Source organism: Arenimonas sp. (assembly GCF_036275555.1).
Taxonomy (GTDB): domain Bacteria; phylum Pseudomonadota; class Gammaproteobacteria; order Xanthomonadales; family Xanthomonadaceae; genus Arenimonas.
Map to the genome: position 1 here is coordinate 18,083 of NZ_DASUDO010000045.1, position 25,838 is coordinate 43,920.

Annotated in this window: 16 protein-coding genes and 1 pseudogene; 12 read left to right on the plus strand and 5 right to left on the minus strand. The window is 72.6% G+C overall.

Translation table 11 applies throughout. From position 1 onward, the window contains the following. The first annotated feature begins 36 nt into the window (after positions 1-36). Positions 37-4,101, plus strand: a complete 4,065-nt coding sequence (gene hrpA, locus VFV21_RS11910) for an ATP-dependent RNA helicase HrpA (protein WP_329669640.1) — start codon at positions 37-39, stop codon at positions 4,099-4,101. Here hrpA and VFV21_RS11915 read toward each other — a convergent pair. Beyond that, the gene (locus VFV21_RS11915) at positions 4,085-4,561 is read right to left on the minus strand and encodes a hypothetical protein (protein ID WP_329669641.1); all 477 of its coding nucleotides are present in this window, start codon (positions 4,559-4,561) and stop codon (positions 4,085-4,087) included. The two genes, hrpA and VFV21_RS11915, sit on opposite strands and share 17 nt — an antisense overlap. 53 nt (positions 4,562-4,614) lie before the next feature. On the opposite strand from VFV21_RS11915, the gene VFV21_RS11920 reads away from it, so the two are divergent. Beyond that, complete coding sequence (locus VFV21_RS11920) at positions 4,615-6,738, plus strand: bifunctional (p)ppGpp synthetase/guanosine-3',5'-bis(diphosphate) 3'-pyrophosphohydrolase (protein ID WP_329669642.1); 2,124 nt, start codon at positions 4,615-4,617, stop codon at positions 6,736-6,738. Between the two features lie 92 nt (positions 6,739-6,830). Continuing rightward, a complete protein-coding gene (locus VFV21_RS11925; RefSeq protein WP_329669643.1) occupies positions 6,831-8,441 on the plus strand; it encodes a hypothetical protein in 1,611 nt (536 codons plus the stop codon). Here the strand turns inward: VFV21_RS11925 and VFV21_RS11930 are convergent. Together VFV21_RS11930 and VFV21_RS11935 are read right to left on the minus strand one after the other, a co-directional pair. Further along, positions 8,438-10,501 (minus strand): glycosyltransferase, encoded by a 2,064-nt coding sequence (locus tag VFV21_RS11930; RefSeq protein WP_329669688.1) that lies wholly within the window; start codon positions 10,499-10,501, stop codon positions 8,438-8,440. The genes VFV21_RS11925 and VFV21_RS11930 overlap by 4 nt on opposite strands. 714 nt (positions 10,502-11,215) lie before the next feature. Continuing rightward, positions 11,216-12,856 (minus strand): annotated as a pseudogene (locus VFV21_RS11935) (glycosyltransferase); the annotation flags it as partial. A gap of 77 nt (positions 12,857-12,933) precedes the next feature. On the opposite strand from VFV21_RS11935, the gene mrcB reads away from it, so the two are divergent. Genes mrcB through tsaB form a run of 4 tightly spaced genes read left to right on the plus strand, consistent with a single transcriptional unit; the run spans position 12,934 to position 18,495 of the window. Next, positions 12,934-15,303, plus strand: coding sequence for a penicillin-binding protein 1B (gene mrcB, locus VFV21_RS11940; protein WP_329669644.1), 2,370 nt, complete (start codon positions 12,934-12,936; stop codon positions 15,301-15,303). Between the two features lie 4 nt (positions 15,304-15,307). Beyond that, positions 15,308-15,817 carry a tetratricopeptide repeat protein gene (locus tag VFV21_RS11945; RefSeq protein WP_329669645.1) on the plus strand — a complete coding sequence of 170 codons (510 nt, stop codon included), beginning with the start codon at positions 15,308-15,310 and terminating at the stop codon, positions 15,815-15,817. Beyond that, entirely contained in the window at positions 15,818-17,806 is a 1,989-nt protein-coding gene (locus VFV21_RS11950) for an ATP-dependent DNA helicase (protein ID WP_329669646.1), read from the plus strand. After that, positions 17,803-18,495, plus strand: coding sequence for a tRNA (adenosine(37)-N6)-threonylcarbamoyltransferase complex dimerization subunit type 1 TsaB (gene tsaB, locus VFV21_RS11955; RefSeq protein WP_329669647.1), 693 nt, complete (start codon positions 17,803-17,805; stop codon positions 18,493-18,495). The genes VFV21_RS11950 and tsaB overlap by 4 nt, the downstream gene beginning before the upstream one ends. A gap of 241 nt (positions 18,496-18,736) precedes the next feature. Here the strand turns inward: tsaB and mgtE are convergent, their stop codons facing one another. Next, positions 18,737-20,098 (minus strand): magnesium transporter, encoded by a 1,362-nt coding sequence (gene mgtE, locus VFV21_RS11960; RefSeq protein WP_329669648.1) that lies wholly within the window; start codon positions 20,096-20,098, stop codon positions 18,737-18,739. A gap of 533 nt (positions 20,099-20,631) precedes the next feature. Further along, entirely contained in the window at positions 20,632-21,636 is a 1,005-nt protein-coding gene (locus tag VFV21_RS11965; protein ID WP_329669649.1) for a polyprenyl synthetase family protein, read from the minus strand. A gap of 155 nt (positions 21,637-21,791) precedes the next feature. Between VFV21_RS11965 and ssb the strand changes: the two genes are divergently transcribed. From ssb to rfbD, 5 genes are all read left to right on the plus strand, one after another. Next, positions 21,792-22,340, plus strand: a complete 549-nt coding sequence (ssb, locus tag VFV21_RS11970; RefSeq protein WP_329669650.1) for a single-stranded DNA-binding protein — start codon at positions 21,792-21,794, stop codon at positions 22,338-22,340. A gap of 62 nt (positions 22,341-22,402) precedes the next feature. Then, the gene (rfbB, locus tag VFV21_RS11975) at positions 22,403-23,458 is read left to right on the plus strand and encodes a dTDP-glucose 4,6-dehydratase (RefSeq protein ID WP_329669651.1); all 1,056 of its coding nucleotides are present in this window, start codon (positions 22,403-22,405) and stop codon (positions 23,456-23,458) included. Between the two features lies 1 nt (position 23,459). Continuing rightward, on the plus strand, positions 23,460-24,344 hold the full coding sequence (rfbA, locus tag VFV21_RS11980) for a glucose-1-phosphate thymidylyltransferase RfbA (protein ID WP_034210237.1): 885 nt from the start codon (positions 23,460-23,462) through the stop codon (positions 24,342-24,344). Further along, on the plus strand, positions 24,341-24,898 hold the full coding sequence (gene rfbC, locus VFV21_RS11985) for a dTDP-4-dehydrorhamnose 3,5-epimerase (RefSeq protein ID WP_329669652.1): 558 nt from the start codon (positions 24,341-24,343) through the stop codon (positions 24,896-24,898). The genes rfbA and rfbC overlap by 4 nt, the downstream gene beginning before the upstream one ends. Beyond that, positions 24,895-25,791 carry a dTDP-4-dehydrorhamnose reductase gene (gene rfbD / locus VFV21_RS11990; RefSeq protein WP_329669653.1) on the plus strand — a complete coding sequence of 299 codons (897 nt, stop codon included), beginning with the start codon at positions 24,895-24,897 and terminating at the stop codon, positions 25,789-25,791. The genes rfbC and rfbD overlap by 4 nt, the downstream gene beginning before the upstream one ends. The last annotated feature ends 47 nt before the right edge of the window (positions 25,792-25,838 follow it).

The following is a 25,838-nucleotide window of genomic DNA, read 5'->3' on the forward strand; positions in this document are numbered from 1 at the left end:
GGATGAACCCGCGCCCGGTGGCTACAATGGCCGCCCATGACGCCCGCCGCGCCGCCGATCCCCGCCTTCCCCGACCACGCCGCGCTCACGCGCGACCGCGGGCGGCTGCTGCGCCTGCTGGGTCAGTGGCGGAAGGCGCCCGAGGATGCCGCGCGCCGCGCCGCCTATGAGCAGGCGCTGGCCGCGTCCGTCGCCGCGCGCGAGCAGCGCGATGCGCAGGCGCCCACGCCCAGCTTCGACGACAGCCTGCCGGTGGCGCGCGAGGCGGACACGCTGGTCGGGCTGATCCGCAGGCACCCGGTGGTGGTGGTCGCGGGCGAGACCGGTTCGGGCAAGACCACCCAGCTGCCCAAGATCTGCCTGGCCGCGGGCCGCGGCCGCGCCGGCATGATCGGCTGCACCCAGCCGCGCCGCATCGCCGCCCGTGCCGTGGCGCGGCGCGTGGCCGAGGAGCTGCAGTCGCCGATGGGCGGCGCGGTCGGTTACCAGGTGCGCTTCACCGAGAACGTGGGCGACAACACCTTCGTCAAGTTCATGACCGACGGCATCCTGCTGGCCGAGATCCAGTCCGACCGCTGGCTGTCGAAGTACGACACGATCATCGTCGACGAAGCGCACGAGCGCAGCCTCAACATCGACTTCCTGCTCGGTTACCTCAAGCAGCTGGTGCGCAAGCGGCCGGACCTGAAGCTGGTGATCACCTCGGCCACGATCGACACCGAGCGGTTCGCGAAGCACTTCGACGGGGCGCCGGTGGTGAGCGTCGAGGGGCGCAGTTTCCCGGTGGAGGTGAGGTATCGGCCGGGCGACGACGAGGCGCAGGAAGAACGGGATCCGGTTGCCTTCTCCGGCAGCGCCGCGGCCAAACCGCCGCGGCCGGGCAGGAAAAGGGAACCGGACCCCGCGCTTCCTCGCGATAGGCCGCTGGCGGAGGCGATCGTTGCGGCAGCGGATGAAATCACCCGCGAAGACCCGCAGGGCGACGTCCTCGTCTTCCTGCCGGGCGAGCGCGAGATCCGCGACGCGCACGCCGCGCTCAATCGCCGCAAGTACCGCAGCACCGAAGTCATCCCGCTGTACGCGCGGCTGTCGGTGAAGGACCAGGACAAGGTCTTCAATCCCGGGCCGGGCCGGCGCATCGTGCTGGCCACCAACGTCGCCGAGACCTCGCTGACGGTGCCGCGCATCCGCTACGTGATCGACCCCGGCGTGGCGCGCGTGAAGCGCTACAGCCCGCGCGGCAAGCTCGACCGCCTGCACATCGAGCCGATCAGCCAGGCCAGCGCCGACCAGCGCAAGGGCCGCTGCGGCCGCATCGCCGCGGGCATCTGCTACCGGCTGTACTCGCAGGACGATTTCGAATCCCGCCCGCGCTACACCGACCCGGAGATCCTGCGCGCCTCGCTGGCCGGCGTGATCCTGCGCATGCTGACGCTGGGGCTGGGCCGGGTGGAAGACTTCCCCTTCATCGACGCGCCCGATTCGCGCGCCATCGCCGACGGCTGGCAGACGCTGCTGGAGCTGGGCGCGGTGGACGAGCAGCGCCAGCTCACCGCCATCGGCCGCGAGATGGCGCGCCTGCCGGTGGACGTGAAGCTGGCGCGCATGCTGGTCGCGGCGAGGGCGCTGGGCTGCCTGGCGGACATGACCGTGATCACGTCCTTCCTCGGCATCCAGGACCCGCGCGAGCGCCCCGCCGACGCCCGCGAAAAGGCCGACAACGCGCACGCCGAGTTCACCGATCCGAACTCCGAGTTCGTCGGCATCCTCAAGCTCTGGCGGGCCCACCACGCGGCGCACGAGGAGCTGATGCAGTCGAAGCTGCGCGATTGGTGCGAGCGCCGCTACCTCGCCTTCCTGCGCATGCGCGAGTGGCGCGAACTGCACCGCCAGCTGCTGCTGGCCTGCGAGGAGCTGTGGCCGGATGCAACGAACCAAAAGTCGTACCAGGTTCATTTTTCCGGAGATCGGCCCGGTAATGGCCAGGGCCCGCTCCGGAAAAATGAACCTGGTACGGCTTCCCGCGAAGCAGTCCAGGCCAACCAGGCCCTCCACCGCGCACTGATCGCCGGGCTTCCGTCGCAGATCGGCCACCGCAGCGAGAGAGGGCTTTACGATGCGCCGCGCCAGCGCAAGTTCTCGCTGTTCCCGGGATCGTCGCTGAGTAAGCTCCCGCCCGCCTGGGTGCTGGTGGCAACCTTGCTCGACACGCAGAAGGTCTGGGGCATGACCGCGGCGCGCATCGAGCCCGACTGGGTGATCGCCGAGCTGCCGCACCTGCTGGCGCGCAAGCATTTCGACCCGCACTGGTCGCGGCGCCAGGGCCGCGTCATCGGCAGCGAGCAGGTTTCGCTGTTCGGCCTGGTGCTGGCGCCCAAGAAGCCGGTGCACTACGGCGGCCTGTACCCGGCCGAATCGCGCGAGATCTTCGTGCGCCAGGGCCTGGTGCCGGGCGAGGTGGACACCCGCAGCCCCTTCCTCAAGCGAAACCTCGCCACGCTCGAGAAGGCGCGCGAGGAGGAGGCCAAGCTGCGCCGCGCCGGCCTGGTCGCCGACGAGGACTGGCAGGCGCGCTGGTACCTCGACCGGCTGCCGCCGGAGCTCAACTCGGTCGCCGGGCTCGACAGCTGGTACGGCAAGCTCCCGCCCGAGCAGAAGAAGTCGCTCGAGTGGTCGCTGGCCGACCTGCTGCCGGGCGAAGGCAGCGAGGCCGAGCGCTTCCCGAAATACTTCGCGCTCGGCGACGCCCGCCTCGCGCTGCACTACCGCTTCGAGCCGGGCCACGCCGAGGACGGCGTCACCCTCGACCTGCCGCTGCACCTGCTGATGGCGATCGACCCGACGCGCCTGGGCTGGCTGGTGCCTGGCCTGGTCGAGGAAAAGGCCACCGCCCTGATCCGCGGGCTGCCCAAGGCGCTGCGGCGCAACTACGTGCCCGCGCCGGATTTCGCCCGTGCCTTCGCCGAGGCGCACCCGAAGCCCGAGGCCGACAGCCTGGCCGGCAGCCTCGCGCACTTCCTCACCCGCGCCACCGGCGCGCCGGTCGCGGCGCTGGATTTCGACGAAGCCGCGCTCGAGCCCCACCTGCGCATGAACCTGCGCCTGGCCGAGCGCGACGGCCGCGTGCTGGCGCAGTCGCGCGACCTCGCCGAACTGCGGGCGCGCTTCGGCAGCGACGCCGAGCGCGCCTTCGCCGAGCGCGCCGGCGAAGACCTCGCCCGCGATGGCCTCACGGCCTTCCCCGACGCGCCCGTGCCGCGCGAAGTCCCCGGCGCCGCCGGCGTGCCGGCCTACCCGGCGCTGGTGGACCAGGGCGACACCGTCGCGCTCAGCGTGTTCGCCGATGCGCACGAAGCCGCGCGCGAGCACGATGCCGGCGTCCGCCGACTGGCCGCGCTCGCCCTGGCCGACAAGCAGCGGCAGGCCCGCAAGCAGCTGCCGGTGTCGCCCAAGCTGGCGCTGCTCTACGCCGCCATCGAAGGCTTCAGCCAGGCCCCGGGCCAGGCGCCCGCGCACGAGCACCTGCGCACCGACCTGGCCCAGGCCGCGCTCAATGCCGTGCTCGAAGGCGACTTCGCCGGCGTACGCGACGCCGACGCCTTCCGCCGCCTGCTCGACGGCGCCGGCAAGCGCCTGTTCGCCGAGGCCATGTCGCGCCTGCAGCTGGCCGAAGCCATCCTCGGCGGCGTCGCCGAACTCAAGCCACGGCTGGAGTCACCGCTGCTGGGCTGGGCCAGCGGCAACCTCGACGACCTCAAGGCGCAGCTGGCGGGCCTGGTGCCGCCGGGCTTCCTACGCGACACGCCCGCGGGCCTGCTGGCCGAATACCCGCGCTACCTCAAGGCCCTCTCGCTGCGCGCCGAGCGCGCCCTGCGCGACCCGCAGCGCGACCAGGCCCGCATGCTCGAGCTCAAGCCCTTCCACGACGCGCTGCTGCAGGCCCGGAAGACCGGCCGCGCCCAGGAGCTCGGCTGGCAGGAGCTGCGCTGGGACCTCGAGGAGTTGCGCGTGTCTGTGTTCGCGCAGGAGCTGGGCACCAAGCGCCAGGTCTCCGCCAAGCGCCTCGCGCGACAGCTCGAGGCGCTTACTCGACCCGCCTGACCTTGGCGCGGGCGTTGTAGCCCTCGATCCGCAGGCTCCAGGAGCCAAAGGCCGCCGGCGAGATGGTGGCCACGGGGTCAGTGACGTTCACCACCAGCGCGCCCGAGGTCTGGACGATGCGCCAGCGCTGCCCGTTCGCCAGCGTGATCACTTCGCCGGCGCCGCTCCAGCCGCGGAAGTTGCCGGGGATGCGCGAGACGATGTCGCTGTCGTCGGTGGCCACGGGCGCCGGCAGGCCGCGGCGGTCCTCGGCGGGCGCAGGCGCCGCGGCGCCCGCGGGCGAGGCATCCTGCGCGGCCAGCCACGCGTCGAGGCGCGCAAGTTCATCGGCGCTGAGTTTCTCCAGGCCCGCGGCCCGGAACTCCTCGGCGGTCATGCGCTGGCGCAGCGGCGCGCCGTCGGAAGCGTGCACGGAGGACGCGGCGAGCAGCAGGCAGGCAAGCAGGAGGGGCAGGCGCATGGCGTGGCTTCCGTAGCTGGTTAGACTGGGCGGGACCTCCCCGGATTCTAGCCTTGACGCCGCCCCGCGCCACGCCCCGCCTCCACGACTGGCTCGCCACCCCCGCCGCCCACGCCCCGCTGCTGGCGGCGCTGCGGGACGCGGCCGCCGCGCTGCCGCGCGCGCCCGAGGAAACCCTGGCCGTGCACGTGCTCGCCGTGCTGCAGCCGCTGCGCGCCGACCCCGAGGTGCTGGCGGCGGCCGCGCTGCACCTGTGGCCCGCGCTGCGCGCGGGCGTCGCCGCCGAGGCGCTGGGACCGCGCCTGCCGCCGCTGCTCGAAGGCCTGGCCGCCGCCGACCAGGTGCGCGCACTGCACCACCAGCGCCAGGGCAAGGGCAGCGCCGAAGGCCTGCGCCGCCTGCTGCTGGCCCTGGTGCGCGACCTGCGCGCGGTGCTGGTGCTGCTGGCCATCCAGCTGGTGCGCCTGCGCGAGGCCGGCACGCTTGAGCACGAGGCGCGCCACGCACTGGCCGAACTCACCTCCGACATCTACGCGCCGCTCGCCAACCGCCTCGGCATCTGGCAGCTCAAGTGGGAGCTCGAGGACCTCGCCTTCCGCTGGCTGCAGCCCGAGACCTACCAGCGCATCGCCCGCCTGCTCGACGAGAAGCGCGGCGACCGCGAGCGCTTCATCGAGGACGCAATGGCGCGCATCCGCGCCGCGCTGGCCGAGGCCGGCATCGCCGCCGACGTCGCCGGCCGCCCCAAGCACATCTACAGCATCTGGAAGAAGATGCAGCGCAAGGGCGTGCCCTTCAGCGAGCTCTACGACATCCGCGCGGTGCGGGTGCTGGTCGACGACATCCCCGCCTGCTATGCCGCGCTCGGCCTGGTGCACCAGCTCTGGCCCTCGATCCCGTCCGAGTTCGACGACTACATCGCGCACCCGAAGGGCAACGACTACCGCTCGCTGCACACCGCGGTGATCGGCCCGGGCGGCCGCACGCTGGAAGTGCAGATCCGCACGCACCAGATGCACGAGCACGCCGAGCTCGGCGTCGCCGCGCACTGGCGCTACAAGGAGGGCGGCGGCGCCGACGCCAGCTTCGAACGCAAGGTGGCGTGGATGCGCCAGCTGCTCGAGGCCCGCGACGAAGGCGAGGACGCGCTGCTGGCCGGCTTCTCCACCGAGCTCGTGGAGGACCGGGTCTACGTGCTGACGCCGCGCGGCGAAGTGATCGACCTGCCGCGCGGCGCCACCGTGCTCGACTTCGCCTACGCCGTGCACACCGAGGTCGGCCACCGCTGCCGCGGCGCCAAGGTCAACGGCCGCATCGTGCCGCTGGACCACGCGCCGGCCACCGGCGACCGCGTCGAGATCCTCACCGCCAAGACCGCCGAGCCGCGCCGCGACTGGCTGATGGCCAGCCACGCCTTCCTGGCCACCAGCCGCGCCCGCGACAAGGTGCGCGCCTGGTTCCACCGCATCGACCGCAGCCGCAACCTGCAGGCCGGCAAGGAGCTGCTGGAGAAGGAGCTTCGCCGCGTCGCGATGATGCACGCCGACCTCGCGCCGGTGCTGGCGAAGTTCCGGCTCGACACGGTCGACGACCTGCATCTCGCGCTGGCGCTCGGCGACCTCGGCCCGAGCCAGGTCAGCCGCGCGCTGCACGACCACGCGCAGGCGCTCAAGGCGCCGCCCGAGCCCGCCGCGCTGGTGTCGCGGCGCGCGCACGCGCCGATCGGCAAGGCGCCCTTCACCGTGGAGGGCGTGGGCAACCTGCTCAGCCAGATCGCGCGCTGCTGCCAGCCGGTGCCGGGCGATCCGATCGTGGGCTACCTGACGCGCGGTCGCGGCGTCAGCATCCACCGCGAGGGCTGCCCGGCGGCGCAGCGCCTGCTCGCGCGACAGCCCGATCGCTTCCTGCCGGTGGAGTGGGGCGGCGCGCGCGCCTCGAGCTACGAGGTGGACATCGTGCTGCACGCCTTCGACCGCAAATGGCTGCTGAAGGACCTCACCAACGTGATCGCCCAGCTGGGCGTGAACATCCTCGGCATCCAGTCGCGCGTGGACGAAGCGCAGGGCCTGGCCGAACTGCGCCTGGCCGTGCGCGTGGCCGACTTCGGCCAGCTCAGCGAAGTGCTGGGCCGCCTCAGCGCCATCCCCGGCGTGCAGGACGCCCGCCGCCTCGGCTAGCCCGGTCGGGGTCGCGTTCCGGACCCGGCCCGGGCCGGGTTGGCGTTCAGGGAGCGCTGCTATCCTGCCGGCATGACGAAGACCCCGACGCCATGACCGACCGCCGCGTCGACCCCGGCCAGACCCCGGCCCTGGGCTCGCTGGACCAGCTCGACCTGGGCGGCCCGGCGCGCCGGGTGCCGCCCGCATCGCCCGCTCAGCCGCACGCCCGCGCGGCGCGGCGCCCGCGTCGCTGGCCGTGGGTGCTGCTGGCCCTGGCCGTGATCGGCGGCGCGCTGGCGGTGGCGCTGGGCCAGTGGCGCGACCAGATCGGCCGCCGGCTTGTGCCCGAATCCGCGATCAACCGCGAGATTGAAGCGGCGCAGCAGGCCCTGGCCCGCGGTGACCTGACGCGCGCCGACGGCCGCGGCGCGCGCGAGCAGTTCCAGGCCGTGCTGGCCCGCGACCCCGACCATCCCGCGGCCCGCGCCGGCATGAATGCCGTGCGCGACGCGGCCGTGGCCCAGGCCCGCGCCGCGCTCGCGGCCGGCGACACCGAGACCGCCGCGCAGCGCCTGTCGCTTGCGCGCACGATGGCCGCGCCAGCGGCCGATCTGTCCCTGCTCGAACTCGAGCTGCAGCGCCTGCAGAGCACCGGCGCCGACATCGCCGACCTGCTGGGCCGCGCCCGCGAGGCGCAGGCCGCCGGCCAGATCGAACAGGTGCCCAACGGCGCGCTGGCGCTTTATTCCGACGTGCTGCGGCGCCAGCCGGACAACGCGCTCGCGCTCGAGGGACGCCGCGAGATCCTGGCCGGCCTGCTGCGCGACGCCGAGGCCGCGCTGGCCCGCGGCGAGCACGACGCCGCGCTGGCGCTGGTGGCGCGCGTGGTGGAAGCCGACCCCAGCCACCTCGGCCTGCCCGCGCTGCAGGCGCGGCTGGGCGAGGTGCAGCAGCAGCGCCAGCGCCAGCGCGAGGCGATCCTCGCCGCGGCCACGGCCGACCTGCGCGCCGGTCGCCTCGACGCCGCGGCCGCCGGTTACCGGCAGCTGCAGGCCAGCGAGCCCGATGCGGTCGAGGCGCGCCAGGGCCTGCAGGACGCCGCCGCGGCGCTGGCGGCGCGCGCGCGCCGCGAGGCCGCCGATTTCGATTTCGAAGCGGCGGAAGCGTCGCTGGCCTTGGCGCGCACCTGGGCGCCGGAGTCCGCGGACGTGGAGGCGGCGGCGATCCGCATTGCCGAGGCGCGCGCCGCGCGCGACGCGCTGCCGCCGCCGTCCGAGGCCGATCCGGACCGCCTGCGCGCCCTGCTCGAGCGCGCGCGCGCCGCGATGCGCCGCGGCGACCTGATCGATCCCCCCGGCGAAGCCGCCTGGGATTTCCTGCGCCAGGCCGCCGCCATCGAACCCGGCAGCGCCGACCTGCGCGATGCCCAGGCCGAATACGACCGCCGCGCGCGCGCCTGCTTCGAAGACGAACTGGCCGGCAATCGCCTGTCGGCGGCGCAGGCCTGCCTGGATGCCCGCGCGGCACGCCAGCGCGGCGGTGACGCCCTGGCCACGGATCGCCGGCGTCTGGCCGACCGTTGGCTGGCCTTCGCCGACGAGCGCCTGGGGGCGAACGAACTGGCGCTGGCGCGCCGCGCCCTGCAATCGGCGCAGGCCGTGGATCCGGGCCATCCGGGCCTCGGCGCGATGTCGGAACGCCTGGCCCGCGCGGGCGGTTAGCGCGGCGGCAGCGAGGCCAGCAGCGTGCGCAGGGTGTCGCGCACGGCCTCGCTGGAGAAGTGGCGGCGCGTGTTGTCCTGGCCGCCCTGCGACAGCTGCTCCCACAGCGCGGCGTCCTCGTGCAGGCGCACCACTGCCGCCGCGAACGCGTCCGCGTCGTCGGCCACCAGCACGTCGCGGCCGTCCTGCAGGAACATGCCCTCGACCGCGCAGGTGGTGGCTACCACCGGCAGGCCGTGGGCCAGCGCCTGGTTCACCTTGCCCTTGACGCCCGCGCCGTAACGCAGCGGCGCCACCGAAATGCGCGCGCCCTCGAGCAGAGGCAGCAGGTCCGGCACGTGGCCGTGGAAGCGGAGGCCGGGGCGCTCGCCCAGCGCGGCCACCTCGGCCGGCGCATCGCCGCCGACCAGATGCAGCACGACCCCGGGCAGGCGCGCGTGGATGCGCGGCAGGATCTCGTCGGCAAGCCACTGCGCCGCGTCCACGTTCGGCGGATGGCGGTAGCTGCCGACGAACAGCAGGCCCTGTCGCGCCGCGAACGGCGGCCCGCGATCGGCCACTTCGTGGATGTTGGAGACCACCGCGACCTTCGCGCCCGGCACTTCGGCCTCCAGCAGGGTCTTCTCGGCCGCGCTCACCACCCAGGTCGCGTCGCTGCGGGCGACCAGCGCCAGTTCGGCTTCGCGCGTGCGCGCGGCGGCGCGGCGGTGGGCCTCGTCGCCGGCGACCTCGGCCTCGCGCTGCTCGCGCAGGTAGTGCAGGTCGACCGTGTCGAACACCACGCGCGCCCGCGGCGCGTGCCGGCGCAGCAGCGGCAGCAGCGGCGAGAGCACGTAGTGGCGGCTGGCGATCACCAGATCGAAGCGCGGGCCCTCCTGCCGCAGCCAGCGCGGCACGTCGGCAAGGTGCGGCGTCCACCACGCGGCGACGCCGAGCTGCTGCAGCTCGCGCGTGTAGCCGTCGTCGTGGCTGCGGTCCTCGTTGAAGAAGTCGACCGCGCAGCCCGCCTCCCGGAGCAGGCGCAACAGGGCGGCCATCCGCACCGAACCGGAGTCGCGGTCGGGCCGCGGCGTGCAGGCGTCCAGCACCAGCACGCGGTGGCGGCGACCGCGTTCGCTGGCCGACACCGGGTCGGTGCCGGGCGGCGCGTGTTCGCGGGCCAGCACCTCGCGCCAGCGCTCGAGGAACTTCACCTGGTTGGTGACCTGGTGCTGCTTCACGCCCGAGCCCAGGTCGGTGCCGGAACTGATGCCTTCGTGGTGCACCACGACCGAGGCGGGCTGGTAGCGAACCTTCAGCCCGGCGGCGCGCACGCGCATGGCCAGGTCGGTGTCTTCGTAGTAGGCCGGTGCGTAGTGCGCGTCGAAGCCGCCCAGTCGCGTGAACAGGTCGCGCGGCAGCGCGATGGCGGCACCGGAGCAGTAGTCGACTTCGCGCACGAAGCCATAGCGCGGATGCGCGGGATCGTCGAAGCGGCCGTAGTTCCAGCCCGAGCCGTCGGCGAACACGATGCCGCCCGCTTCCTGCAGCCGGCCGTCGGGATACACCAGCTGGCTGCCGGCGAGGCCGGTGTCCGGATGCCGTTCGAACGTGTCGAGCAGGGCGTCCAGCCAGCCCGGGCGCACCGTGGTGTCGTTGTTGAGGAAGACCAGGAATTCGCCGCGGGCCTGCGCCGCGCCTGCGTTGCAGGCGCCGATGAAACCGAGGTTGCGGGCGTTGCGCAGGTAGCGCAGGCCGGGCACGCCCGGCAGCACGTCGGCGGTCGCGTCGCTGGAGGTGTCGTCCACCACGATCACTTCGAACGGCGTGCAGTCGCCGCTGTCGGCCAGCGCGTGCAGGCAGGCCAGCGTGTAGTCGAGCTGGTTGTAGGCGGGGACGATGATGCTGGCCCGCGGCGCGTCGGCCCGTGGCAGCCGCAGCGGCCGCTCGCGCAGGTCGGCGGCCGGCGGCGCGAAGGAGGTGCGCTGCGGCGCGCGCGCGGCGCGACGCTCGCGCACGCGCTGCCAGGTGCCGGCGAGGCCGCGCGTGCGCAGGCTGGCCAGCACGCGGCCCAGCACCATGCGCAGGTGGCGCGCGCGGTAGGCCAGCGCAAGCCGCTGGTTGGCGAGCGCGCCCAGCGCCTTGCGCGGCAGCGCGGTGGCGCGCCAGGTGCGGCTGGCGAAGACGCGATCCAGGTGGGCCTGCGCCTCGTCGCGCTGGCCGACGGCGACATCGCGCTGCCGGAGGAGGTCGCTGCGTTCGAGCTGGTGCGCCTCGCCGGCGCGCGCGAGTTCGTCGGCGCGATGCTGCAGGGCCGCGCGCAGGTCCTCGCGTTCCGCTTCGGCGGCCGCCAGCGTCGCGGCCAGCTGCTCTGCTTCGCGCGCGCGCGCCGCGGATTCGGCGGCGTGCGCGCCGGCGCGGGCCTCGGCGTCGGCCGCGGCGCGCTCGCGCTCGGCGGCATGCGCCCGGAGGGCGGCCTGTTCCTCGGCCAGGTGCCGGTGTCGTTCCTGCTGCGCCGCGATCTCGCCCTGGGCGAGGTGCAGCGCCTCGGCGCGGGCTTCGGTCTCCTCGCGCAGGCTGGCCAGCGCTTGCCGGGCCTGCGCGAGCTGCCGCGCCATCGTGCGGGCGACCTGCTCCGCGGTGACCCGGCGCATCGCCTCGGGCGTGGCCGCGGCGAGCCGCAGGGGGGCTGGCGCCACCGGCAGGCATTGGCGCCACGCGGTGGCCATGTCGGCGAGGTCGGCATGGGCCGGCGGCGGCAGCGCGCGTTCGCGGGCCAGCGGCTCGCGGTCGGCGGCCAGCGCGGCCAGCAGCGCGTTCACGCGGGCGGGGTCGGGCGGCAGCACCCAGCCGCGGCCCAGTGCGGCCAGGCGGTCGGCGGGGGCGCCCGGCGCGGTGCTGAGCACCGGCAGGCCGAGCGCCATCATTTCCGACAGCACGTAGCTGAAGGTTTCCGGCACGGTCGAGGGCAGCAGCGCGAGGTCCGGCGCGATCCGCGCCACTTCGCCGGCGAGTTCGGCGTGCGCGTAGTCGAGCACCACGGTGACATCGTCGCGGCCACGGAGCGTACCGCCGCGGTAGCCGCTGCCGAGCAGCACCAGCTCGACGCCCGCCGGCAGGTCGGCCAGCAGGGGCTGCAGCAGGCGCTCGCCTTTCTCGCCGTGGATGCGGCCCGGCACCAGCACGCGCAGCGGCGCGCCGGGCCGCGGCGCCGGCGCCGGCAGGCGCGGCAGCGGGGCGATGCCGTGCGGCACGATGTCCCAGTGCGCCTGCGCCAGTACCGGGGCCAGCGCCACGAAGCGGCGCCGCGCGAATTCGCTTGGCGCCACCAGGCCCACGCCGTGGTGCAGCACCGTGCCGACGAAGGCCGCGCGCAGCGCCATCCATCCGCAGCCGTCGCGGTCGCGGAACGGGAAGGTGTCGTCCATCTTCGCCAGGCCCTCGTCGAGCGCGGCCACGTCGAAAGGTTCGGTGGCCGGGTCGCGGGTGTCGTGCAGCAGGGGCCAGAGCGGGAACAGGTCGTGCGTGCACACCGCGGTCGGCAGGCCCGTGCGCATCAGGTCCAGGCCCAGGCCGATCAGCGAGGACACCAGCACGGCGCCCACGCCCCATTCGCGGATGATTTCGTCGAGCACGGCCTGCAGCTCGGGCGAGTGCACGCTGCAGTCATGGATGGGCTGCGACAGCGTCCAGGTGCGCACCGGCGGCGCATCGAGATTGAGGTGCAGGCAGAGCCGGCGGCCGAACGGCGCCACGTCGTCGTCGCCGCGGGCCAGCAGCAGGAGGTGCTGGCGCTCGCCGTCGCCGGCCGCGAGGTCGCGCGCGAAGCGTTCGACGCCGCCGCCCCAGCTGTGCAGCGCGTGCAGCAGGACGGGGCGCGCGGAGGCCGCGCCGGCGAATTCCGCGCCTGAGCGCAGGCGTTCGCGCAGGGCCAGCACGGGTGCGGGTTCGGTGCCGGCGTGCACCGAGGCGGGGCCGCCGGCGAACAAGCAGGGCAGCAGGGCTGGCCTCAGGGTGTCGGGTTCGGCGGGTTCGCGCGTGGCCAGCGCTTCGCCGCGCCACAGCGAGCACACGGTGGACCAGGCTCCCCAAGCAAACGATGCGTGTTCACCCAGGCTCCACGCGAGCGCATCGCAGCGCGTCGGGGGCAGCGCCGCATCAAACAAACGCCAGCCTTCGTCGATCGCCGACACCAGGTCCCAGTCGCCGCCGGCCAGCGCCGATTGCAGCCGCGCACCCGCATCGACGGGCAGCCACGCGTCGGCGCGCACCAGCAGCACGTCGCGGCCGGGGAATTGCCCGCGCGCCTTCGCCAGCGCTTCCAGCGGCGAGGGCGCCACGCCATCCACGCGCGGCCAGTCGGGCCAGCCGTGCGCGCCGGTCGTGGCCGGGGCATCGGCCCAGGCGCTGATGACCGGGCGGGGAGTGGCATCCATGCGTTGTGTTCAGTCTCGGTAAGGGTGGCGGTGCGTCGGCCTGCTAGACTCGCCGCACCTCCGGATTATCCACGTCCGTGCCTCGTAACGCTTCCCCCTCAAAATCCGGCCCGGACACCGCCCGCCCCCGCTGGCGCACCTGGCTCGTCCGCGGCGCCCTGCTGGCGCTGGGCCTGGCCGTGGGCATCGGCGTGCCGGTGTTCTACGTGCTCGACAAGCAGGTCCGCTCCGAGTTCGAGCAGCTGGCCTGGCAGGAGCCCACCCGCGTCTACGCCCGCCCGCTGTCGCTGGCGCCGGGCCAGCGCCTGGACGTGGCCACGCTCGAGCTCGAGCTCGCGGCTTCGGGCTATCGCAAGGACGCCGGCGGCGACGTGCCCGGCACCTACCAGCGTGAAGACAGCCGCTTCCGCATCGCCACCCGCGCCTTCACCGACGTGGACGGCCCGGTCCCGGCGCAGAAGCTCGAGGTGGTGCTCAATGGCGGCCAGGTCGCCCGCGCCACCGACCGCGCCTCGGGCAAGCCCGCCAGCACGGCGCGCCTCGACCCGGTCCGCATCGCCACGCTCTACGGCGGCAACCTGCAGGAAGAGCGCCGCCTGGTGCAGCTCAAGGACGTGCCGCCGCTGCTGGTGACCGGCCTGCAGGCGGTCGAGGACCGCAATTTCAAGCACCACCACGGCATCGACCCCTGGGGCATGCTGCGCGCGATGTGGGTGAACGTGCGCGAGGGCGAACTCGAGCAGGGCGCCAGCACGCTGACCCAGCAGCTGGTGCGCAGCCTGTTCCTGACGCGTGAGAAGCGCTGGAGCCGCAAGTTCAAGGAAATCGCCTACTCGCTGATCATCGAGGCGCGCTACGACAAGCAGCGCATCCTCGAGGCCTACCTCAACCAGGTCTACATGGGCCAGCAGGGCAACCAGTCGATCCGCGGCGTGGCCGCGGCGGCGGAATTCTGGTTCGGGCGCGAGCTGGCCAGCCTGCGCACCGAGGAACTGGCGCTGATGGTGGCGATGATCAAGGGCCCGTCGGTCTACGATCCGCGCCGCAAGCCCGAGGTCGCGCGCGAGCGCCGCGACCTCGTGCTGTCGGTGTGGCACGAACTGGGCCTGATCGACGCCGAACAGTCGCGCCGCGCCCGCGAGGCGCCGCTGGGCACCAGCGTCCGCCCCGGCGTGGCCAGCAACCGCTATCCCGCCTTCATGGACCTGGTGCGCCGCCAGCTGGCGCGCGACTACCCGGCGGACGCCCTGCGCGGCGCCGGCCTCAACGTGCTCACCACGCTGTCGCCCTCGGCCCAGCAACTTTCCGAACAGGCGGTCAGCGGAACCCTCGGCCGCGTGCAGAAAAAGGACGGCCCGGCGCTGCAGGCCGGCATGGTCGTCACCGACACGGGCACCGGCGAGGTGCTGGCGATGGTCGGCAACCGCGCCGTGGGCCAGCCCGGCTTCAACCGCGCGCTCGAGGCCCAGCGCCCGGTGGGCTCGCTGCTCAAGCCGATGGTCTACCTGCTGGCGCTGGCGCAGCCCGACCGCTGGTCGTTGGCGACGCCGGTGGACGACGCGCCCGTCAACATCACCCTGCCCAACGGCAAGACCTGGAACCCCGGCAACTCCGACGGCGTCAGCCACGGCCGGGTCAGCCTGCTCGACGCGCTGTCGCGGTCCTACAACCAGGCCACGGTGCGCGTGGGCATGGACGTCGGGCCCGAGCGCCTGGCCGAGCTGCTGAAAGTACTCGCCGGCCTGCGCGCGCCGGCCAATCCGTCGCTGATCCTGGGCTCGGTCGACCTCAGCCCGTTCGCGATGGCGCAGGTCTACCAGTTCCTGGCCTCGGGCGGCGAGATCCAGCCGCTGCGCGCGGTGCGCGGCGTGGTCGATCCGCGCGGCAGTGCGATCAAGCGCTACGATTTCGACGCCGAGCCGGCGAAGGAAGGCGACGCGGTCGCCGCGCGCCTGGTCACGCTGGCGCTGCAGGACGCGGTGGCCAACGGCACCGGCCGCAGCCTGCTGTCCGATGGCCTGGGCCGCCTGCGCGTGGCCGGCAAGACCGGCACCAGCAACGACAGCCGCGACAGCTGGTTCGCCGGCTACACCGGCGACCACCTGGCCGTGGTCTGGGTCGGCAACGACCAGAACGAACCCACCGGCCTGTACGGCGCCACCGGCGCGATGCGGGTGTGGTCGGCCCTGTTCACCAAGCTGCCCAGCGCGCCGCTGGACGTCGGCATGGGCGGGTTGGAGTGGGGCTGGGTGGACGCGGCCGAGTTCGCGACCACCGAGGAAGAGTGCGAGGGCGCGCGCCGCTATGCGTTCGTGGCCGGCTACCTGCCGCCCGAGCACGTGAGCTGCGTGAAGCGCAGCTGGCTGGACTGGTTCCGCTTCGGCGGGGATGACGACGAGCGCGACGCGCGCCGCGATGAGCGGCGCGAGCGCGAGCGCGGGGAATGAGGCGATGAAGCGGTTTTGGATCGGCGTGTCGTTGGTGCTGTTGGCGGGCTGTGGCGCGGAGACGACCACGTCGCCGCCGCGCAAGAAGGCCAAGGCGGACGTGGTGGCGCTGGTCGCCAGCGTGCGCGAGGCCGGCGTGCAGGGCCTTGAGCTGGAGGTGCAGCCGCTGCGCGACCCGCAGGTCGAGGACCTGCGCCACCGCGCCGAGGCGCAGGAGGCCGCGGGCGAGTACGCCGATGCCGCCGCGTCGCTGGACCAGGCGCTGGCGCTGGTGCCGGGCGATCCCGACCTGCTGCAGTGGAAGGCCGAGCTGGCGCTGCTGCGCCGGGTCTGGTCGCAAGCCGAAACGCTGGCCAACCAGTCCTACGGGAACGGCCCGAAGCTGGGCGGCCTGTGCCGCCGGAACTGGCTCACGATCCACCACGCGCGCCGCCTCGCCGGCAACGCCGATGGCGCCGCCGTGGCGCGCCGCCAGGTGGACGCCTGCACGGTGGCGCCGCCGGTCCGGATGTAGGTGGACGACCTCGCCGAACGCACGCTCGCGGCGCTGGCGCCCGGCGGGCCGCTGGCGGAGGGTTTGCCCGGCTATGCGCCGCGCGCAGCCCAGGCCCAGCTTGCGGACGCCGTGGCGCAGGCGATGGACGCGCGGGCGACGCTCATCGCCGAGGCTGGCACCGGCACCGGCAAGACCTACGCCTACCTGGTGCCGGCCTTGCTGTCGGGCCAGCGCACCATCATCTCCACCGGCACCCGCGCGCTGCAGGACCAGCTCTACCACCGCGACCTGCCGCGGGTGCGCGAGGCGCTGGGCGCCAGCGTCAAGACCGCGCTGCTCAAGGGGCGCGCGAACTACCTTTGCCAGTACCGGCTGCAGCAGGCCAAGGGCGAGAAATTCCTGACGCGTGAAATAGCCTCGGATTTCCAGCGCGTGGTCGCCTGGGCTGGCCGCACGCAGCGCGGCGATCTCGCCGAGCTCGCCGACATCGCCGAAGATTCCCCGCTGTGGCCGCAGGTCACCTCCACCGCCGACAACTGCCTGGGCGGCGAGTGCCCGTTCTGGAGCGAATGCTTCGTGGCCAAGGCGCGGCAGCAGGCGCAGGCCGCGGACCTCGTCGTGGTCAACCACCACCTGCTGCTGGCCGACCTGGCGATCAAGCAGGAGGGCTTCGGCGAGATCCTGCCGGGCGCCGCCGCCTTCGTGCTCGACGAGGCGCACCAGCTGCCCGAGCTGGCCGCGCAGTTCTTCGGCGAAGGCCTGGGCGCGCGCCAGCTCGCCGACCTTGCGCGCGATGCCCTGGCCGAGTGCAAGCACGTCACCGCCTCGCTGGCCAGCGTGCTGGGCCCCGCGCGCAGCCTCGAGCAGGCGATGCGCGAAGCGCGCCTGGCGATGGAAGGCTTGCCGCAGCGCGGCCCGATGGCGCGGCTGATGGCCCAACCCAAGCTGCCGGGCGCGATGGACCTGCTCGAGCACACGCTGGCCGAACTGCAGCAGGCGCTGTCGCCCCTCTCCGATGCCTCGCCCGGCTTCGCCGCCTGCGGCGACCGCGCCGCCGAACTCCAGCGCCGCCTCCACGCCTGGCGCCACCCCGAAGCAAATGTCCCCGAAGAAAATGAACCTGGTACATTTTCTTCGGGTTTCGCGGTGCGGTGGTATGAGCTGACGCCGCGCGGCTTCACGCTGCAGCGCACGCCGCTGGACGTGTCCGGGCCGCTGCGCGAATACCGCGAGAAGAGCCGGGCGGCGTGGATCTTCACTTCGGCGACGATGGCGGTGGCCGGCGATTTCCAGCACATCGGCAAGCGCCTTGGGCTGGACGCGCCGCGCGAGCTGCTGCAGCCCAGCCCCTTCGACTGGCCGAACCAGGCGCTGTGCTACCTGCCGCGCAACCTGCCCGAACCCAACAGCCGCGAGTTCCTCAATGCCATGCTGGACGAGGTGTGGCCGGTGCTGGAAGCCTCGAAGGGCCGCGCCTTCCTGCTGTTCACCTCGCACCGCGCGCTGCGCGAAGCAGCCGAGCAGCTGCGCGAGGGGCCGTGGCCGCTGTTCGTGCAGGGCACGGCGCCGCGCAACACGCTGCTCGAGCAGTTCCGCGCCTCGGGCAACGGCGTGCTGCTGGGCGCCGCCAGCTTCTGGGAAGGCGTGGACGTGGCCGGCGAGGCGCTGAGCGTGGTCGTGATCGACCGCATCCCGTTCGCGGCGCCCGATGACCCGGTGCTGGAGGCGCGCCTCGACGCAGTCAGGCGGGCCGGCGGCAATCCCTTCCGCGACGAGCAGCTGCCGCAGGCCGTGATCGCGCTCAAGCAGGGCGTCGGCCGCCTGATCCGCAGCCACCTCGACCGCGGCGTGCTGGTGCTGTGCGACCCGCGCCTGGTCACGAAATCCTACGGCCGCCTGTTCCTCGACAGCCTGCCGCCGTTCCCGCGCACCCGCGTGCTGGCCGACGTGCAGGACTTTTTCGCGGCACAATCCAGCCACGCCGAAACCGACGAGGCCCTGCCGTGAAGCTGCTCGCGATCGAAACCAGCACCGAGGCCTGCTCGGTCGCCGTGTACGTGGATGGCGAGGTGCGCGAGCGCCACGAGCTCGCGCCGCGCCGGCACACGCAGCTGGTGCTCCCCTGGGCCGACGAGCTGCTGGCGGAGGCGGGCCTGCGCAAGTCGCAGCTCGACGCCATCGCCGTCGGCCGCGGCCCCGGCGCCTTCACCGGCGTGCGCCTCGCGATCGCGATCGTGCAGGGCCTGGCCCTGGCGCTCGACCGCCCGGTGCTACCGGTGTCGACGCTGGCCGTGCTGGCGATGCAGGGGCAGGGCGACCGCCTCCTGGCTTCGATCGATGCGCGCATGGGCGAGATCTATCTCGGCGAGTTCCAGCGCGGCCCGGATGGCCTGGTGCACGCCGCGGCACCGGAAGGGATCGTCCTGCCGTCGCAGGCCCCGCTGCCCGCATCGCCGGTGCACGGCGTCGGCACCGGCTACGGCGCCGAATCCGCGGCCCTGGTCACGCGCCTGGGCGCTTCGCTGCTCGGCTTCGACGCCAGCGCATTGCCTCGCGCCGCTGACCTGGCCCGCCTGGCGGCCGCCGCCTACCGGCGCGGCGAAGCCATTGCTCCCGACGCCCTCGAACCCGCCTACCTCCGCGACAAGGTCGCCCTCACCCTCGAAGAACAGGGCAAACCCCGACCCGCCCTGTAGGAGGGACTTCAGTCCCGATGCCTCTCGGGAGGGGGAAGAGCGTTTTTTGACGCGGATTGACGCGGATGAGCGCGGATAAAGCAAAGAGAAAAAGGGGCTGAAAAAAGGGGTCAGAGTAAATATTTGTTTCAAGCAAATATTTACTCTGACCCCTTTTTTTTATCCAGTTTTTGTTGTTTCTGCTCTATCCGCGTTCATCCGCGTCAATCCGCGTCAAGACCGCCCTTGCTCTGACCAAGCGTCAGTTCAGCAGGACGAGGGTGGCGAGGCCGAGGAAGGAGAAGAAGCCCATCACGTCGGTGACGGTGGTCAGCACGACGCCGCCGGCGAGGGCCGGGTCGATGTTCATCCGGCGCAGCAGCAGCGGCACGCCGACGCCGGCCAGTGCCGCGGTGACCAGGTTGATCATCATCGCCGCGGCGATCACGACGCCCAGCATCGCGTCGCTGAACCACAGCGCCGACACCGAGCCCACCACCAGCGCCCAGGCCAGGCCGTTGAGGAAGCCGACCATCACTTCCTTGCTGAAGAGGGCGCGCAGATTGCCGCTGCCGACCTGGCCCAGGGCCATGCCGCGCACCATCAGCGTCAGGGTCTGCGTGCCGGCGACGCCGCCCATGCTCGCCACGATCGGCATCAGCACCGCCAGCGCCACCAGCTGCTCCAGCGTGTCGGCGAAGCGCCCGATCACCCACGAGGCCAGGAAGGCCGTGGCCAGGTTGATGCCCAGCCAGATCGCCCGCCGCCGCGCCGCGCGCGGCACCGGGCTGAACAGGTCCTCGTCCTCGTCCAGGCCGGCGGCGCCGAGCGCCTGGTGCGCGGCGTGCTCGCGGATGATGTCGACCACGTCGTCGATGGTGATGCGGCCCAGCAGGATATTGTTTTCGTCCACCACCGGCGCCGAGATCCAGTCGTGGTCGGAGAACTGGCTGGCGACGTCGTGCGAGGGCGTGTCCACCGGGATCGCCGGCTGCTCGTCGTCGATCAGTTCGTTGATCGGCGTGGCCGCGCCGTGGATCAGCAGGGACGAGATCGCCACGCGGCCCAGGTACTGGTGCCGGCGGCTGACCACGAACAGGTGGTCGGTGTGCTCGGGGATCTCGCCGCGCAGGCGCAGGTAGCGCAGCACCACGTCCACGGTGACGTCGGTGCGCACCGTGATGACGTCGGGGTTCATCAGGCGGCCGGCGGTGTCCTCGCCGTAGCTGAGCACCTGCTCGAGCCGCTCGCGGTTCTCGCGGTCCATCGACTTGAGCACTTCGTCGATGACGGTGTCGGGCAGGTCCTCGGCCAGCTCGGCCAGGTCGTCGATGTCGAGGTCCTCGACCGCGGCGACGATTTCGTCCGGGTCCATCTCGGCCAGCAGGAACTCGCGGACGTCGTCGCCCACGTGCACCAGCACCTCGCCGTCGTCCTCGGGATCGACCAGCCCCCACACGATGCCGCGCTTGGCCGCGGGCAGGGACTCGAGCAGGTTGCCGATCTCGGCCGGCGACAGCGTGTTCACCAGCCGTCGCACCGGACCCAGGCGGCCAGTATCCAGCGCATCCGAAAGGAGGCGGAGCTGTCGCGCGGTCTTGTCGTGGCGGACGGCTTCAGCCATCAGGTCGCTCCCGGGAAGGCGCCGCCATTATGCGTTCCCCACCCCCCCACCGCCTACCACCCCGCGCGTCCGCCCTGCGCACGACGGGTGATACGCCGTGCCATCCCGGCAGCGCCGCCGCCCACACACAGGGGTCTCCCGCCCGACTCGGAAGCGTCGTCCTGACCACCGATGTCGGCCGTTCCGGCCTCCTGCCTCCACTTCGGGAGACCCCTGTGTGTGTGCGACGTCGCCCCGGAAGCCAGTCGCACACCGCATCGAGGTCAAAGGCGAAGCCGGATCAACGGCGGTTGATCCGGCTTTTGACCTTGCCTCTTCTTACGCCCTTGCTCTCGAACCGGTGTGCGACGGACGGTCGGAGCGCCGCCCTGCGACGATAGGGTTCGACGAAGTGGAGGCAGGAGGCCGGAACGGCCGCCCTTCAATGGGCAGGACGCCGTGTTGAAGGGCGGGCGGCGAACCCTATCGTTGCTGGGCGGAGCTGCCGAGACGCTCCGGTGTGCGGCGGTTCGTGCGCAAGGCGCACGCCAAAATCAATGGTTGCGGGCGGTGGCGTAGTGGGCGAGGCCGTGGAGGGCGTCGCGCCAGGGGCTGGCGGGGAGCGCGTCGAGGGCGCGGGCGGCGAGGGCGGCGTAGTGTTCGGCACGCGCCCGGCTGTACTCGATGCCGCCCGTTTGCGCGATCGCGGCCAGCACCTCGGGCATCGCGCTGGCGTCGCCGGATTCGACGATCGCGCGCAGGCGCGCCCGCACCTTGTCGCCGCCGTTCGCCATCGCGTGGATCAGCGGCAGCGTGGCCTTGCCCTCCGCCAGGTCGTCGCCGAGGTTCTTGCCCAGCGCCTCGGCGTCGGCCGTGTAGTCGAGCACGTCGTCGGCGATCTGGAAGGCCAGGCCCAGGTTCATGCCGAAATCGTGCAGCTTCTGCTGCGTGGCGGCGTCGGCGCCGGCCTGCAGCGCGCCCAGGCGCGTGGCGGCCGCGAACAGCACCGCCGTCTTGCGCTCGATCACCCGCAGGTAGGTGGCCTCGTCGGTGTCGGGGTTGTGCACGTGCAGCAGCTGCAGCACCTCGCCCTCGGCGATCTGGTTGGTGGTGTCGGCCAGCACCCGCATGATCGGCATGGAATCGAGCCCGACCATCAGCTGGAAGCTGCGCGAGTACAGGAAATCGCCGACCAGCACGCTGGGCGCGTTGCCCCACAGCGCGTTGGCGGTCTTGCGGCCGCGGCGCAGGTCCGATTCATCCACCACGTCGTCGTGCAGCAGGGTCGAGGTGTGGATGAACTCGATGATCGCGGCCAGCTGGTGCGGCTCCGGGCCGGCGTGGCCCAGGGCGCGGGCCGCCAGCACCACCAGCATCGGCCGCAGGCGCTTGCCGCCGGCGGCGATGATGTGCTCGGAGATCTGGTTGATCAGCGCCACGTCGGAGGCCAGGCGGCTGCGGATCAGCTGGTTAACGGCCTCCATCTCGCCGGCGGCGAGCCCCTGGATGTCGGCGATGCCGGGGAGGGCGGGGGCGAGGTCGGGGGCGCGGGCGGACATGGCCGTGATTATAGGGGCTGGGCGTGGCCGGGCGGTGACGCCCGGGGCCGCGGAAGGCTTACCCCCGGGGCCGCGTGGCCCCTACACCCCCCTCCGCGCCGGGGCTGGCATAATGGCCGCCGGTTCACAATTCCATCGACGAAGGCAGGAAAGCCATGGCGCGCGGCATCAACAAAGTCATCCTGGTGGGCAACCTCGGCAACGACCCCGAAGTGCGCTACAGCCAGAGCGGCTCGGCCATCACCACGATCTCCGTCGCCACCACCGAGAGCTGGAAGGACAAGAACGGCGAGCAGCAGGAGCGGACCGAGTGGCACCGCGTGAAGGCCTTCGGCCGCCTCGCCGAGATCATGGGCGAATACCTCAAGAAGGGCCGCCAGGTCTATATCGAGGGCAGCCTGCGCACCGAGAAGTACACCGACAAGAACGGCGTCGAGAAGTACGCCACCGACATCATCGCCGACGAGATGCAGATGCTCGGCGGCATGGGCGAGGGTGGCGGTGGTGGCGGCGGTGGCCAGCGTGGCGGCGGCGAGCGCAGCGAGCGCCCGTCCCGGCCGGCCAGCGGCGGCCCGCGCGGCGGCGGCGACTATGGCTCGCGCTCCGGCGGTGGCGGCGGCGACTACGGTTCGCGCTCCGGCGGCGGCGCCCCGCCCCCGTCGCGCAACGACGATCCGTTCCCGGACGACGACATCCCGTTCTGATCCCTTTTTTCGCGCATCCCCCCACCGGCCCCGGCCGGGCGTTTTCGTGCAGGAGTCCTTGAGTGCAAACCTGGTTCGTGACCGGCGGTGCCGGTTTCATCGGCGGTAACTTCGTGCTCGACGCGGTCGCGTCGGGCGTTCGCGTCATCAACCTCGACGTGCTGACCTACGCCGGCAACCTCGACACCCTGTCGTCGCTGGACGGCAACCCGAACCACGTGTTCGTGCAGGGCGACATCGGCGACCGCGAGCTCGTGGCGAAGCTGCTGGCCGAGCACCGCCCGCAGGCCGTGATCAACTTCGCGGCCGAGAGCCACGTCGACCGCTCGATCGACGGCCCGGCCGCGTTCGTGCAGACCAATGTCGTCGGCACCCTGGCCCTGCTCGAGGCGGCCCGCGACTACTGGAAGTCGCTCGAGGGCGCGGCGAAGGACGGCTTCCGCTTCCTGCACGTCTCCACCGACGAGGTCTACGGCTCGCTGGGCGACGAGGGCAAGTTCACCGAAACCACGCCTTACGCGCCGAACTCGCCGTACTCGGCGTCCAAGGCCGCGTCCGACCACCTGGTGCGGGCCTTCCACCACACCTACGGGCTGCCGGTGCTCACCACCAACTGCTCGAACAACTACGGCCCGTTCCAGTTCCCCGAGAAGCTCATCCCGCTGATCATCCAGAAGGCCCTGGCCGGCGCCCCGCTGCCGGTCTACGGCGACGGCCGCAACGTCCGCGACTGGCTGTTCGTGAAGGACCACTGCAGCGCCATCCGCCGCGTGCTGGAAGCCGGCCGCGTGGGCGAGACCTACAACGTCGGCGGCGACGCCGAGCGCGAGAACATCCACGTGGTGCGCACGCTGTGCGCGCTGCTCGACGCCCGCCGCCCGCGCGCCGACGGCCAGCCGCGCGAATCCCAGGTCACCTACGTCAAGGACCGCCCGGGCCACGACCGCCGCTACGCCATCGACGCCAGCAAGATCCAGGGCGAACTCGGCTGGGCGCCCACGGTCAGCTTCGAGGAAGGCATGGCCGCCACGGTCGACTGGTACCTGGCCAACGAGGCCTGGGTGAACCGCGTGCTCGACGGCAGCTACCGCCTCGAGCGCATCGGCACGGAGGCCTGACATGGCGCGCAAGGGAATCATCCTCGCCGGCGGCTCCGGCACCCGCCTGTATCCGATCACGCAGTCGGTCAGCAAGCAGCTGCTGCCGGTCTACGACAAGCCGATGATCTACTACCCGCTCAGCGTGCTGATGCTGGCGGGCATCCGCGAAGTGCTGGTGATCAACACCCCGCACGAGCAGGAGCTGTTCAAGCGCCTGCTGGGCGACGGCTCGCAGTGGGGCATGAAGATCGAGTACGCCGTGCAGCCGAGCCCGGACGGCCTGGCCCAGGCCTTCCTGATCGGCCGCGAGTTCCTCGCCGGCCAGCCCAGCTGCCTGGTGCTGGGCGACAACATCTTCCACGGCACCGGCCTGACCGAGCTGCTGCAGCGCGCCGATGCGCGCGAGCACGGCGCCACCGTGTTCGGCTACTACGTGCGCGACCCGGAGCGCTACGGCGTGGCCGAGTTCGACGCCACCGGCAAGGTGGTGGGCCTGGAGGAAAAGCCGGCCAAGCCGAAGTCGAACTACGCCGTCACCGGCCTGTACTTCTACGACGGCCGCGCGCCGGAGTTCGCGGCGGCGCTCAAGCCCTCGCCGCGCGGCGAGCTCGAGATCACCGACCTCAACCGCTGCTACCTCGAGGAAGGCGCGCTGCAGCTCGAGCAGCTCGGCCGCGGCTACGCCTGGCTCGACACCGGCACCCACCAGTCGCTGCTGGAGGCCTCGAACTTCATCGAGACCATCGAGGCGCGCCAGGGCCTGCGCGTGTGCTGCCCGGAGGAGATCGCCTGGGGCAACGGCTGGATCGACGACGCCCAGCTGCAGGCGCTGGCCAAGCCGCTGGCCAAGAACGGCTACGGCGAGTACCTGCTGTCGCTGGTGCAGCGCGGGGTCGTGAAGTGAAAGTGACCGAGACCGCCCTGCCGGGCTGCCTCATGTTCGAGCCGAAGGTGTTCGGCGACGACCGCGGCTTCTTCTTCGAAAGCTGGAACCGCGCCGCCTTCGCCGAGCACGGGCTCTCGCCCGTGTTTGTGCAGGGCAACGTGTCCTCGTCGGTGCGCGGCGTGCTGCGCGGGCTGCACTACCAGTGGCCCAATCCGCAGGCCAAGTACGTCAGCGTGCTCGAAGGCGAGGTCTACGACGTCGCCGTCGACATCCGCCGCGGCTCGCCCACCTTCGGCCAGTCGGTCGGGGTGGTGCTGTCGGCGGAGAACAAGCGCCAGTTCTGGATCCCCGAGGGCTTCGCCCACGGCTTCGTGGTGCTGTCCGAGCGCGCCACCTTCCACTACCTCGTCACCGCGCCCTACGACCGCGCCGCCGACGCCAACCTGCGCTGGAACGACGCCACCTTCGGCATCGACTGGCCGGTGTCCGAGCCGCTGCTCTCGCCCAAGGACGCGGTCGCGCCCTTCCTCGCCGACATCGCCGAGGATCGCCTGCCGGTCTACGGCGGATGAGGATCCTGCTGCTGGGCGCCAACGGCCAGGTCGGCGATGCCCTGCGCGCGCCGCTGGCCGCCCGCGGCGAACTCATCGCCACCACGCGCAGCGGCCAGCTGCCCGACGGCACGGCCTGCCTCGCCGCTGATTTCTCCGAGCCCGCCCGCCTGGCCGGCCTGGTCGAGTCCGTGCGCCCGGATTGGGTGGTGAACGCCGCCGCTTACACCGCGGTGGACCGCGCCGAGGACGAGCCGGCGCTCGCGCACCGCATCAATGCCGAGGCCCCGGGGGTGCTGGCGCGGGCCTGCGCCGCCGCGGGCGTGCCCTTCGTGCATCTTTCCACCGACTACGTGTTCGACGGCAGCGCCCGTCGGCCGCTGGTCGAGACCGATCCGGCCGCGCCGCTGGGCGCCTATGGGCTCAGCAAGTGGCAGGGCGAGCAGGCCGTGCGCGACAGCGGCGCGTCGCACCGCATCTTCCGGCTCAGCTGGGTGTATGCGGCACGCGGCAGCAATTTCCTCCTCACGATGCTGCGGCTGGCGCGCGAGCGCGGCCACCTGCGCGTGGTCGCCGACCAGGTTGGTGCGCCCACCGCTGCACATCGCATCGCCGCGGCCCTGGCGGGCACGCTGGACGTCGCGCCTGCGACCAGCGGAACCTGGCATCTCGCCGCGGAGGGCGAGTGCAGCTGGCACGCGTTCGCCGCGGCGATTTTCGAAGGGGCGGTGGCCCGCGGCTTGCTCAGCGCCGCGCCGACCCTGGAAGCCATTACCACCGACCAGTACCCGACCAAGGCCAAACGGCCTGCCTACTCGCGGCTGGATTCCAGCGCCTTCGCCCGTGTTTTTGGCGCCGGCCTCGGCGACTGGCGTGAAGGCCTGGCCGACGTTCTCGACGAACTGGCCCGCTAGCCCGGTAAACCGGTAGGAGGGCCTTCAGGCCCTCCTACATTCATCCT